The following is a 13,114-nucleotide window of genomic DNA, read 5'->3' as shown; positions in this document are numbered from 1 at the left end:
TACAGAAGGTTATTTTTTTCCTAGCTCTTCAAATCGTTTATGTAGCTCAGAGAATTTCTTATCAACAAAGTAGTTATTCCAAAAATAAAGACCCTAGGTTCCCCCAGGGTCTAATGCTAGCGAATCTTCAATTGTTAACCATCGTACCGTTTATATGTAGGTCGGCTGTGCCGGATGATTATAACTTGATTACGTTAGCTGCTTGTGGTCCACGAGCGCCTTCAACGATTTCGAACTCAACCGCTTGTCCTTCGTCCAAGGATTTGAATCCGTCTGTTTGGATAGCTGAGAAGTGTACGAATACGTCTCCGCCCTCTTCAGTTTCGATGAACCCGTAACCTTTTTCTGCGTTGAACCATTTAACTTTACCTTGCATGCACTAACATTCCCTTCGTTATCAAATAAGAGTGTGAATCTAGCTCACATTTCTGAATATACCACCCAAACTTCGTAGCTGTCAATTGGAAATGATTAGGTTTTACTGTAAATAAATTGTAAATCTTTGTCGAAGTAGTGAGCGCTTAGTTTAGACAGAAATGTGCATGTATTTTATTAACCGCTTTAATAACGTCTGAAACATCGGAATCTGTCATTTTTGGGAATAGAGGCAACGTTATTGCAGATGAATAGTATTTTTCCGCATTAGGACATAATCCCTGAGCGTAGCCCATTTTCTGATAATAAGGCTGCAGATATACAGGAATATAATGGACATGAACTCCTATTCCTTCGGTACGAAGCGCTTCGAACCAATCACGGCGGTTCCCGTGAAAATAATCTGGCAGAAATCGTATTACATAGAGATGCCAACTAGACTCTGCATCAGGATGTTGTCCTGGAATAACAATTCCCGGCAGCATCCCCAGCTTTTCATTATAAATCGCTGCTATTTCTCGTCTTCTTGCCACAAAAGAGTCCAATTTGTCCATCTGGCTCACGCCCAGCGCTGCTTGCATATCTGTCATCCGATAGTTATAGCCCAATTCCTGCATCTCATAATACCAAGGACCATCATTCTTAATTAATTTTTCTGGATCTTTGGTCATTCCATGACTTCGGAACAATACTAGTTTACGATAGTATTCTTCGTTATCGGTTGTAATTATACCACCTTCCCCAGTGGTTACATGCTTAACCGGATGGAAGCTAAACATCGTCATGTCAGCCCAAGCTCCAACTCTGCGCCCCGCATAACTAGCTCCTAATGAATGAGCGGCGTCCTGAATTAGTACGAGGTTATGGTCATGAGCAATCATGGAGATTCGATCGATCTCAACTGGCTGCCCAGTAAAGTCTACTGCTATAATGGCTTTTGTCCGCTCAGTAATTTTCGATTCAATTTCTGCTGGAGCGACATTATATGTATCCATGTCAATATCTACAAATACTGGCGTTCCACCTTGGTAAAGTACACAATTACTGCTAGCCAAAAAAGTAAGTGGGGTTGTAATTACTTCGTCCCCTTCACCAATTCCAGCGGCAAAGCAAGCAGCATGTAGTGCGGCAGTTCCATTGGTAAAAGCTACTGCATACTTAACCCCTACATAGTCTGCAACCTTAGTTTCAAATGCTTCAATTGCTGGTCCTTGGGTTATAAAGTCACCCCTAAGTACTTTTACCACCGCTTCAATGTCCTGCTCGTCAAGCCACTGCTGCCCATAAGGCAGTAGTGTTGAGCGAATTGGCTTGGACGATGATGGATCAGATGAATCTTTCATCACGGTCTCCTCCTTAGTCATTAACGATTAGTCGAGACCGCCGGACTTAATCCACTCGGTCGTACGTGCTATTCCTTCTTCCAAAGTAACTTCTGGTTCCCAATGTAGTAGGCGCTTAGCTTTGGTAGAGTTGCATAGCAGCTTTTGTATTTCGCTCTGAGGATGGATATGTTCTACATGCTTGATTCGTAAGGAATCTCCGGTAATTTGAAGTGCTAATTCATTGATGGAGATATCTCTACCAAGCCCCGCATTCACAATCTCGCCGTTGACTGTATCCGAAAAACCAGCGGAAACCACAAATCTAGCACAGTCTTCAACGTAGAGGAGGTCACGAGTCTGAGTCCCTTCTCCATATATATTTAGGTCTTTACCACTTAAGTGATTTTTAATGAAAATGGCTACAACCCCACCTTCGCCACCTGTCTTTTGAAAGGGGCCGTACGTATTAAACGGACGAATAACTACTGTCGGTAAATTATATGCATAGTAATAAGAGAGTACCATATTCTCTGCCGCTACCTTTGCACCAGCATATGGTGAAGCAGGTTTTGTCGGATGTAACTCTGTAATACCACCCTCATCGTTGCAACGGTCATAAACCATGCACGTGCTCATAAATACGACCTTCGTATTATGCTTGCGGCATTGCTCCAGTACAATAAATGTACCAACCGTATCGTTGTCGAATGTTGTCTTCGGATCATCAATTGAATCTTGTACATTGATCGATGCACCGAGATGGTAGCAAATTTCAAACTTATGTTCATCGAATAGACTAGTCATTAAGGCTTCGTCCAAAATTGTCCCCTTAATAAATTGCTGCAAATCGGGGTGAGTTTTAAATTCTTCTATATTGGCTTCGCGTCCGTTGGACAAGTCATCCAGTATCCATAACTGATGACCTTCGTCCAGTAATCTCTTGGCGACCCAGCGGCCGATAAAGCCGGCTCCTCCGGTGAGTAGGATGTTCATTCAATTAACCTCCTAAAATATCAGCTTCTTCTGACGAAGGAGTTCTGTTTAACCCCATTTTCCAAATTCAGGTCATCTCTCACAAACTTTTATCTTTAAACCTTAAATCAAATCCCAAGTAATAGCCGTACCTTTAGTAGCATCCTTACTAATCTTTCTTCCAAGCAAGTGATCCAAATACTTTGTTGGTAGTCCCATACCGGGTCGAATAGCCTTTATATTATCCCTAGTAAAAATATCTCCTTGTTTCATATTTTTAGAAATGTACAGTGAACGCCGATGTTTCATAGACTCTTTCTCTCGTTCCGTAGCACCATAAGTGATCGTACCCAATGACTGCCACGCTCGCTCCGATTCGGTTACTAAAGAGGCCATCTCTTCAGGCTCCAGTGAAAAGGTCGAGTCTACCCCGCCATCAGCACGCCGAAGCGTAAAATGTTTTTCAATAACGGTAGCTCCCAAAGCCACGCTCGCTACAGATACACCTACGCCCATTGTATGGTCGGAAATTCCAACCTGGCATTGAAACAATTGTTCCATATGAGGAATAGTTGTGATATTCGTGTTATCTGGAGGTGTCGGATAGGAACTTGTACACTTAAGGAGTACAATATGTTCAGCGCCTGCTTCTCTTGCTGCTCGAACTGTCTCATCCAATTCAGCAATGGAAGCCATCCCTGTTGAAATTATTAATGGCTTCCCCGTAGAAGCTACTTTTCGAACCAATTGGATGTCCGTGTTCTCAAAGGATGCAATTTTATAAGCAGGTACATTCAGTGACTCAAGAAAATCTACAGCTGTTTCGTCAAAAGGAGTGCTGAATGCTAACATTCCCAGCTCGTTACATCTTTTGAAGATGGGCCCATGCCACTCCCATGGTGTATATGCCTCTTGATATAGTCGGTATAAGGAATTCCCCTTCCAGAGACTACCCGGGTCTTCTATGAAAAAGTCTCCTTCATGAATATCTAAAGTCATCGTTTCTGCTGTGTACGTCTGCAACTTCAACGCATCAGCCCCTGCGCTAGCTGCAGCATCTACAATAGCTAACGCTCGATCCAACGATTGATTATGGTTACCTGACATTTCAGCGATGACAAACGGCTTGTGATTCTTGCCGATCCAGCGCTCCCCAATTTGAAAATCCATCACAAATCTCCCTCTCCCAACAAGACATCCCAAATCATTGATTATTAATCAGCACCTATTATTACCTTTTCTACTAATTCATCCAAAGTATCTATTTTTATATCAGCTTCATAATTTATCGGTTTTTGAATATCAGCGAATCCACCTCTAAGTAATCTAACGGTTTTAAACCCTAAGGGTTTTATACCTACAAAATCCTTATTTGGATTATCTCCAATGTAAACAACACTGGTTGGTTCAACCCTTTCCTTAGCGCAAATTTGCATAAAGCAATACGGTGAAGGCTTTTCGTTCTTAGTCCCAAATCTACGCGAGATGTAACACTTCTGGATACCTGGATGATCATATAGGCCAAGTGCCTTCAATTTCCGATATTGAACCCATTTGTTCCCGTCAGTAACGATATACAATGAAGTTCCCATCTCCTGTAATTGTTCTATGCACTTAATGGCGTCTTCATAGAGTTGAATCTGTGGATCATGCCTGCGGTATACACGGAGACATCCCCCAACATTTGCCTTTGAATATATCCCATTGTGGGCAAGCAAACGGTCGAAGACTTTGCCCCGACCACTAGTTTCTAATTCGCTAAGCATTATCCTCATGCTCTCATCTGGGTTAATGCAAAATTCCTGTAACAAAAACATCGCCACTGCCCGAAAGCCACTATGCACATATGTTATTTCATCATAAAGTGTATCATCGAGATCAAACACTATCACTTTCATTGGATAAGATCCTCAGTATATCGTACCAAACGCTTCTCCTTGGCTGGCCTAATGAATGGGTATTGATTCAAATCGTTGCCCTCCGCCTCAAGCAAAAACCAATAGAAACTATCCAAACCAGCCTCAACACTTAACCTGGAAGCACCACCAAAACGAGAATTACATTCAATAAAGTGATGCCCGCCATCCTGATCAATCATAACTTGAAAAACCGCATGCCCGTATAATCCTAATTTCTCCGCAAACTCGGCACATTGCTGCTCCAACACCTCATCACGGAATGTTGTAGTTATTTGTGATTCTCCGTTCACTACAAGCTCCCGCTTGCGGGCCACAACTGCCTTACATTCGCCACTCTTTTGAACATAAACATCAATACTTACTTCTATTCCCGTAATATAAGGCTGAAAGATCGGTTGCTCCAATGTCTGAGCATGATTCAACGCCTCAGCAAACTGTAGGTTCAAACCAATCGACTCTGAACCCGCCCCATATCGCTCTTTAACCACAAAAGAAGATGATTTTAAATTATCAAGCTGTTCTTCGGTAGGAATAACTGCAAATCCAAGCTCTAGCCCGCGGCGATAAAATTTAAGTTTATCCAGACAAACCTCAATTGCTTCTGGATCAGAGATCATGATGAAGATACCTTTGCGCTGCAGTTCTTGTTTATAATTAGCGAAAAATCTAAGTTCACCATCTCTTGTGGGAATAATGTACTTAATATTTTGTTCCTTACAAGTAGCCAACAATTGCTCAAAGTTCATCTGATCAAGACGTGGCATCAGCCAGAACGAATCGGTGAAATAACGCCCAATAGCATTAGGGTTACTATCCCCACCTACAACTGGAAATGATTTTCCGAGTTTTTGTATGCCTTTCATTACACATTTTAATAGGGGAACCTTTTTGGACACACTTGTTATCAGTACCGATCCAGTTTCAGCCGGTTGTAATAGAGTTCCCTCGACATTTCTATAATGGGTAATTAATTCAGGAATCGTATCTTCAATCTGCCTTGTTGGTCTCCAGCCTGTTAATGACTCAAAACGGGTCATGTCCGCCTGAGAAGCTTCGTATGGAATATCACTGTTACCCTCAACCATTTTTAAATTCGGAAAGTGCGTTCTCAATAAGTTTAATACTTCTTCCACTTTGCGAGCATGTCCATTTCCCAGGTTAACCACACCACTAGCTTCGCTAATAGCCAACCTTAACAATCCCTCTGCCACATCGTTCGCATAAATATAATCGAACATACCTTCTTTGCGGTACACTTGTATCGTTTCATCGTTGAGTAAAGCTTGGATCCATCGAGAAATGATATCTCTCGAATTTTTACCGTATACTCTGTATATTCGAGCAGATGCCGTAGTATAGTGTCCGGTTGAAAGTTGCTCCAAAAAACGAAGCTCAATTTCATGCATCAACTTCGCGGTACCACATAGATTACGCGGATAAATTGGAGCTAGCTCCGATAAACTTGTCGCAGAAGCTGCCGGTTGATCAAATTGATATAGTTCTGGGTTATAAATAAGATAACTTGATGCGAATACCACCCGCTCTAGGGAACCGCAATCCCTGAGACAGTCCATCAAATGGTGACTTAAACTTACGTTGTGACGCTCATTTTCTCCCCAGAACTCGTAGCTTTCTTCCGATCTCTCAAACGTGGCTGCTAGGTGAAAAAAATATTCCGGATCAAATTCCAGAAGCTCTTCTTTCGTAATTTCATTCAAGTCACCTTGCCGATAACGAATAGAGATAGGCCAATGGTTAGGTCTTGGCTTCAAGTCTCCTACAAAAATAGTAGCTCCCGCATCAGTAAGTTTACTTACTAGCTCAAGGCCTATTACCCCTGCTCCCCCGCTTACAAAAACTCGTTTACCCTTCAACATGTTCATAATACTCCTTTATACATCCATGTAGTAAAGAATCCACAAACCGACCATGAATAAACACATGCTCTTTCATCCGGCCCTCTAGAAGGAATCCATTATTCTGCAATATTTGTATATGTAACGGCCGTATATCAAATGTTTCTGTGTACAGCCGATTAAGTTCCAAATCATCAAAAGCAATTTTCTGAATCAAACTTAAAAAAGCAGAAAAATCCGCTGTATATTGGTCTGTATTAGCTTCTCTGCTCCGTTCCGTCTTTAGTAAATATGAGATTTCTGCTCTTTTGTTAATCCAATCAAGATTGGTCAGCCCCCCATATCCTATCAGTTCTTCATTCAATAAAAAACTGAACAACATAATACGAGTAGCTTGATCAGTGAAGGAAGGCATAATTATATGAGAGAAGTACAGCATCTGATCCTCATTCGTTAGAAGTTGACTCTGTCGAAGTACATCTATTTGTTCATTACGCCACTGCTTAATAGCAAGCATATCCTGCTCACGAATTGAAGTAACTCTATATGGACCTTGGATATAAGATTGCTGTTGTAAATGTATATACTTCATGTTTTTTTACTCCTATACCGGATCAATTATAAGAACTAACTAATAAACCCCACCCGTTATTCACCTAGCTCTTTCTGCCTTACTTCTGCATTGATTTGTGGTAATTTAGGCTCTCTTTCAAGCAGTTCAAGCATGTTCTTCCAATAAAAAATATCCCCGTTGTATAATGCATCATATATTTTTGAGATTAATTGCCAATCCTCATATGTATCCAGTGTTAATCTATACCTCGACTGATCTAAATGATTCGAGAAAGCATGAACCTTGAATTGCTCCGGATTTTGATAAATGTAAGGAGTAACATGCTCGAATTCATAATCTTTGGTTGCTTGCTCATGGGCTTGTTCCAACGCTTCAAAGGTAAACACCTCAGTATCTAAACCCCGAGGAAAAGTACGACTCAGACCGCTGCTAACATAATCATAGTCATTCATTAAAAAGTGAAGAATTACTTTCTCAGATACCTTTGGATCTAGTAATGGGCAATCAGATGTTATACGTACAACAACATCTGATTGTTCCCTTGTTGCAGCTTCATAATATCGGTTCAACACATCATCCTTACTTCCCCGGTAAACAGAGACACCATAATTTAAAGCTTCATCACATATTTCCTTGTCTTCATCTAAAGTCGTAGTTGCTACTACAATTTTGTTTATCGAGGGTATAGCCTGACAGCGTGTAATAACATGTCCCAAAACAGTACGATCTACAAGCTGTTTCATTACTTTTCCAGGTAAACGGGTTGACCCCATGCGCGCTTGAATAATAGCTGTAATATTCATATTAATTTCCTCTAAACTACTATATACGAACACAAAGGATTAAGAGGACTACGTTTAATTGCGTAAGTATTTAAACCTAATATTTCTTTTAAAGCCACAGTTTCACCTGGAAAGGCAGAACTATTCAATTCGTCAAAAGCAATAATTGACCCTTTGGTTGTATGTTCCATAATTGCCTGGAGGCAATCACGAGTCGGCTTATACAAATCAAAATCAAAATATGCCAATGAAACAATGGTTTCCGGATGTTTCTTTAAATAATCATGAATGGTTTCTGAAGCATCTCCTTTAACCAATTCATATTTTTTAATATGCGAAATTGGACTCTCACTCTCATGAAAATCTAATAACGCGCTTAGTTGCTCTTCATATCTATCGGTGACAGAATAGTCCCCGGTCTGAACCTTCTTCCCATCTTCTGGCTCTACACCAACAAAGCCCTGGAATGTATCAAATCCAACTATCTTACGATTATAGTTATATGGCTCATAAATTCCCCTAAGCGACTCAAATAAAGCTAAATTTTGTCCCCATCTTACCCCAAATTCTATTATAATCCCATGAACATCAACCATTTTTCTATAAAGTTCATCTATATAGAGAATTCTTGATAGGTTTTGTCTTCTTAAATAAAGGCCTAAATTATCTAATAATTCAGTATCAGGAATTGTAGAATTCCTCAATTGCTCCGCCACGGATCTCCGGCGATCTATTTCTCCCTTCTTTGCATTACTTAATACCTTTATCATCAAATCATCATTCTCCACAATATATCATCCTTTTGTAGTTAATATTTAATAACTGATTTTTCGATAAAAACCTGTAATCTGTCTTCCAATCCCTAACTCAGCATATATACGATATAGTTTATTCGTCTTTTCAACAGAAATACTATGAAGCATATTCTCAATCTCAATTCTTGAATTATGCGAGCTCGGACCTAATGTAGAATCTGCTTTATAATTGGAGTTAGGATTGAATAGATCAAAGTCAATAGCATAATCAGATATAATATCTAGACAATCTAACTCTGCATCTGAGCACAGATTAGTTAAACCATCTTTATTGAAATATGATATGTGGTCAGGACTTACTACCCAAAATTCTTCTTTAATAAATCCCTTTTCCAATAGTCTATTTTGAACAATTGAAAAATCGTTCGGAACCTCGATCACCAACACTCCTTGTTCTGATAACAGAAGAGAGCAATACTTTAATATCTCTAAAGGATTTTTTAGATGTTCTAGCACATTATCTAACCAGATAACGTCAAATTTTTTATTTTCCGAAATTAATTTCTTTAACGCAACCTCTGGCTCCCCTTCAGTTAAAAACTGAAGCATTTCTGGATGATGGATTGAGCATCCATATCCAGAGTACTCTAAACCCTTTACCTCCCATCCTTTAGAACAAAAAAAATCAAGCCCCCAACCTTCCCCACATCCGATATCCAAAAATCCCCTTGTATCACAGGAATGTATATTATGTTCCAGCAAAATGCTATATTTTTGCTCATATTTATTTTTGAAATATTGGATTTCTTCTTCTACATACGACTTTGAATAACTGCTTCTTGATTCTTGATAATAAATATTCTTGTAATAACTTTCTAATTCTAAATCATCAGGCTTATTTATCAATTCATAGTAGCCATATTGATTGATAGTAACTTTAGTATCATTCATATTTGTTAAGACTTCCTTTCAATAAATATTCCTTCTTTTTAATGTAAACGGTTCTGTCATAATATTAATGAGTTCAAATCGGTTAAATTCATTGGTGCATAGCTATGTGAACTATAACTTTGCACTTTTGCAGGTACTGCATTTAAATAACTATGCTGTTCTATAAATGTATTCCGTATAATGAACATACTTGCAGTTTCCAGAGCGTTCCTTGATTCTTCTTCAGTCATTAACTCTTCGTACATTTTTTCTCCCGGGCGAAGTCCTATCTGTTCGATTATTATACTTGTCGGATCAATGTTCAACCTATTACAGGTCTGATCAATAACTATTTTCGCTAGATCGATAAGCTTAATAATTGGCATCTTAAGTACAAAGATTTCTCCACCTTGTGCCAATTCCATAGCTTTTAACGTTAATTCGGTGGCCTGTCTTAAAGTCATCATAAATCGCGTCATTTCCTTGCAAGTAACTGTAATCTTTCTCTTCTCCTCAATTTGCCATTGGAAAAGCGGAATTACAGAACCCCTCGAACCCATAACATTACCGAAGCGCACAGCTGCAAATTTAGTTAGTTTAGATCCTGCCTGGTATTGTGCAGCCGCAACAAGTCTCTCAGCCATCAGTTTGGAAGCCCCATAGGTATTTGTTGGTGAAATAGCTTTATCTGTACTTGTAAAAATCACCTTTTTAACATCACACGCTAATGCAGCTTGAATTACATTTTGTGTGCCTAGCACATTTGTCTGTACCGCCTCAAATGGATTATATTCACAAGCAGGAACATGCTTCATTGCAGCGGTATGAAAGACAAAATCGATATCCTGCATCGCTCTTTCTAAACGATTGTAATCTCTTACATCTCCGATTAGATACCTTATATTACTATACTCTTTGTATTCTTGCTGCAATTGAAATTGCTTATATTCATCGCGACTAAACACACGGACTACCTCAGGACCGTCCACAAGTATTTCACACAGCAGGCTTTGTCCAATGGTACCTGTACCTCCGACAATCAAAATCTTCTTACCTCTAAATTGACTGTTCATGAAGTTTTCTCACCCTTTTCATCCAGTAAACTGTTTAAGCGATTTATGGCATCACTTAATATTTCTATCAACTCAGGAGTGAAATCATCCATCACTCTAACTAGTGTCCCCAGATGGTTCACGATAAGCGTTGACTTACTACGAACATTTTCAGTCTCTACAATCTCGGTAACATGCTTCATATAATTATTGATGTAATGCCTCAGAGAAAATGAATATACCGTTTCAAAAACGGGTTGTCTCGTAATCCGAGTCCATAATCTATCTATTTCAACTAACCTACTAGATATCGTTTTGATATTACTATTAGCTAACTTGTCTGCTAAAGTATTAATATTTGAAAGTAAATCTTTTATACGTTTTCCAAAATCTTTCGTTTGTTTAGACAACGAGTTGAACTCAACTTTCAATTGATTCAGCTTTACTAACTTCTCTTCATCTGTTAAATGTATAAGTAAGCTATGCAAATCAAAATCTACCTTTGGTAACCTCCCCCACCGTCTAGCCAAATCATCCATAGCGATCCATTCGGTTCCTTCTATGACAGCCCCATGTCTCGAAGAGTTAATAATTTTCACATTATTAAGAGATATTAGTTTAATTTGAAGTTCCATATCATCCAACGTTATTTTCATTTTCATTGTAGTGGAGTTTTGTCCACCATCCACATTGGGTATTAGCTCGGTAGCATCGCTGAGCAGTTCCGCGATTTGTTCCTCAGAAATATGTGTTACGCCCGATGAATAGAACTGCTTGTCTGGGTAAGATAGATCCTGGCCCATTAGAACGATTTCAGTAGCCCCCATATATGCAGCAACCTGAAGTGCTATTCCAGTTACCGATGTTGCTGATCTAAACACTGGAATAGCCTCAGCTTCGACAAGTTTCGGAGTAACTGAATCATAACTAAGAGCTGCCACAATTAATGGAGCATCAAAATGTTCCAATACTTTATGATTAATTTGAGGAGAATATAGTAACGGTGATTTACTCGTATCTACATTCTCAAACACTTTATAGTTCCAAATCCCTCCATCGATAGACACAACCATATGGGGAATAATGCCGTGATGTTCTAATGCTTGTATGCTCGATCCAGCTGCAATAACTAGACATTTTGACTGCAAATCACGAAGATATGAAATATCATATTGTAAAGAAGGACCCGAACCCACTATAATGACGGGCACATCCCTAGCACCTCCTTTTAACTTCGATGCAGGAGTACTTATCACAACATAAGGCAGGTTATATAAAATATTAGCCACCCATTCCCTCTGAAAAGTATCCATAGTTACTTGATTTACCATTTGAATATAAAGAGATTCTTTCATTTTATGTTGTACATTATCAATGATCGAATGAAACAATTTATTGTAAATCGGAGGAGCAATGATACTCATCGATTTATTGGCATACTCAGAAATATGCATCGTAAACTGAGTCTGAAGTAGGTCGTCCTCTCCTACTACAAATAATCGAATTCTCTGATTCGTCAATACCTTCTGAACATCTCTAGAATGTACCCAGGCGTTAAAAATATGAATGTCAGGTTCATAAACATATATGTTGGATGCTGTCGAACACTCCAGCACTTCATCCAAGTAGTATCCCATACCACAGCCAATAATAAGTAAATGCTCTACTTGGAGTAGTTCTGCACCTAAAGATATTATCCACTTCTTCGCTTCTTCAACAGCATTATATTTACTATGCAAATAAAAAGTTTTATTATCCTTAACTAAAACCAAATTAGGTTCTTGATTTTTCGTTACAGTTAGTTCATATCCAATATGCTCCGCATTTCCCTTCACTACTTTTAACAACTCGGGATAATTGGCTCTCAAATACTTGATATTATTATCTATTATTTTCATGAGAGTTCGACCTTTATCCCCCCAAATTCAATTTTATATTTCTCTAAACAGGGCACCAATTCATATTTGATGAGATCTGCGACAGCTACCAAGTCATCTCCTGATAGATTCGCATCAAGATCTTTTATAATATTTTTTAAATTGGTATAAAAGTTTGCCAGAATAGAATAATTCAACACATCCGGATTGTATAAAAATTCTAAAAACTCAAATGATTTCACAATCCATTGCAGCCCTTCTAAGCCCGACGCCAATTCTCCCCATAGTTCTGCATTCATATCTCCGTACATCCGATCAGCTATTGCATTCATTCCAGGAACAAACTTGTTCAAATACTGGGACATTTGCTCCTCAGTTTCTTGTATACTCTCAAGCTTTGAAAGCGTCTTAATTTGGATATGCTTAATTTGTTGAAGGTGTTCATGAATAAATTCCTCGTACTGGTTATATAAAACTTGACCGTCAATATCCACACTATAAATCAAACGCTCTGCCTGATAAATTTCGGATGTACATTCTAACCAGATTTTATCGAATTCCTTCTGTACTGTAGAAATAACTCTCTCTTTTATCTCATCAATTGTTATTTTCATCAATTTAACACCTCTATTATATTCTTATAATCATTTATATCGGTCTAGTGACAATAGCAATGTATAGAAAGACAAAAAAATAA

At 38.8% G+C, this 13,114-nt stretch carries 13 protein-coding genes; all 13 read right to left on the bottom strand.

Annotation, left to right across the window (positions count from 1 at the left end; all coding sequences use genetic code 11):
• Positions 1 to 178 precede the first annotated feature (178 nt).
• The 13 genes from IEW05_RS18985 to IEW05_RS18925 all read right to left on the bottom strand — a co-directional run bounded on the left by IEW05_RS18985 (position 179) and on the right by IEW05_RS18925 (position 13,031).
• Positions 179 to 376: a cold shock domain-containing protein gene (locus tag IEW05_RS18985; protein WP_188541408.1), complete on the bottom strand. Its 198-nt coding sequence runs from the start codon at positions 374 to 376 to the stop codon at positions 179 to 181.
• A gap of 145 nt (positions 377 to 521) precedes the next feature.
• A complete protein-coding gene (pseC, locus tag IEW05_RS18980) occupies positions 522 to 1,718 on the bottom strand; it encodes a UDP-4-amino-4,6-dideoxy-N-acetyl-beta-L-altrosamine transaminase (protein WP_188541407.1) in 1,197 nt (398 codons plus the stop codon).
• A gap of 27 nt (positions 1,719 to 1,745) precedes the next feature.
• Positions 1,746 to 2,693 carry a dTDP-glucose 4,6-dehydratase gene (locus IEW05_RS18975; protein ID WP_188541406.1) on the bottom strand — a complete coding sequence of 316 codons (948 nt, stop codon included), beginning with the start codon at positions 2,691 to 2,693 and terminating at the stop codon, positions 1,746 to 1,748.
• A 102-nt stretch (positions 2,694 to 2,795) separates the two neighbouring features.
• On the bottom strand, positions 2,796 to 3,842 hold the full coding sequence (gene pseI, locus IEW05_RS18970) for a pseudaminic acid synthase (RefSeq protein WP_188541405.1): 1,047 nt from the start codon (positions 3,840 to 3,842) through the stop codon (positions 2,796 to 2,798).
• Positions 3,843 to 3,886: 44 nt separating this feature from the next.
• Positions 3,887 to 4,570 (bottom strand): HAD family hydrolase, encoded by a 684-nt coding sequence (locus tag IEW05_RS18965; RefSeq protein ID WP_188541404.1) that lies wholly within the window; start codon positions 4,568 to 4,570, stop codon positions 3,887 to 3,889.
• Positions 4,567 to 6,468, bottom strand: a complete 1,902-nt coding sequence (locus tag IEW05_RS18960) for an NAD-dependent epimerase/dehydratase family protein (RefSeq protein ID WP_188541403.1) — start codon at positions 6,466 to 6,468, stop codon at positions 4,567 to 4,569. The genes IEW05_RS18965 and IEW05_RS18960 overlap by 4 nt, the downstream gene beginning before the upstream one ends.
• Positions 6,455 to 7,039, bottom strand: coding sequence for a GNAT family N-acetyltransferase (locus IEW05_RS18955; protein ID WP_188541402.1), 585 nt, complete (start codon positions 7,037 to 7,039; stop codon positions 6,455 to 6,457). Before IEW05_RS18955 ends, IEW05_RS18960 begins: the two co-directional genes overlap by 14 nt.
• A 56-nt stretch (positions 7,040 to 7,095) precedes the next feature.
• Positions 7,096 to 7,824 (bottom strand): cytidylyltransferase domain-containing protein, encoded by a 729-nt coding sequence (locus tag IEW05_RS18950; RefSeq protein WP_188541401.1) that lies wholly within the window; start codon positions 7,822 to 7,824, stop codon positions 7,096 to 7,098.
• An 11-nt stretch (positions 7,825 to 7,835) separates the two neighbouring features.
• The gene (locus tag IEW05_RS18945) at positions 7,836 to 8,591 is read right to left on the bottom strand and encodes a TylF/MycF/NovP-related O-methyltransferase (protein WP_229753526.1); all 756 of its coding nucleotides are present in this window, start codon (positions 8,589 to 8,591) and stop codon (positions 7,836 to 7,838) included.
• A gap of 27 nt (positions 8,592 to 8,618) precedes the next feature.
• Positions 8,619 to 9,509, bottom strand: a complete 891-nt coding sequence (locus tag IEW05_RS18940) for a class I SAM-dependent methyltransferase (protein ID WP_188541400.1) — start codon at positions 9,507 to 9,509, stop codon at positions 8,619 to 8,621.
• A gap of 56 nt (positions 9,510 to 9,565) precedes the next feature.
• Positions 9,566 to 10,561, bottom strand: a complete 996-nt coding sequence (locus IEW05_RS18935; RefSeq protein ID WP_188541399.1) for a UDP-N-acetylglucosamine 4,6-dehydratase family protein — start codon at positions 10,559 to 10,561, stop codon at positions 9,566 to 9,568.
• Positions 10,558 to 12,438: a motility associated factor glycosyltransferase family protein gene (locus tag IEW05_RS18930; protein ID WP_188541398.1), complete on the bottom strand. Its 1,881-nt coding sequence runs from the start codon at positions 12,436 to 12,438 to the stop codon at positions 10,558 to 10,560. Before IEW05_RS18930 ends, IEW05_RS18935 begins: the two co-directional genes overlap by 4 nt.
• Positions 12,435 to 13,031, bottom strand: coding sequence for a DUF8042 domain-containing protein (locus IEW05_RS18925; RefSeq protein ID WP_188541397.1), 597 nt, complete (start codon positions 13,029 to 13,031; stop codon positions 12,435 to 12,437). Before IEW05_RS18925 ends, IEW05_RS18930 begins: the two co-directional genes overlap by 4 nt.
• Positions 13,032 to 13,114 lie beyond the last annotated feature (83 nt).

This window comes from Paenibacillus segetis, assembly GCF_014639155.1.
In the GTDB taxonomy this organism is placed as follows: Bacteria; Bacillota; Bacilli; order Paenibacillales; family Paenibacillaceae; genus Fontibacillus; species Fontibacillus segetis.
The sequence above is the reverse complement of the archived record's forward strand: the minus strand, read 5'-3'. Positions and strand labels throughout refer to the sequence as shown.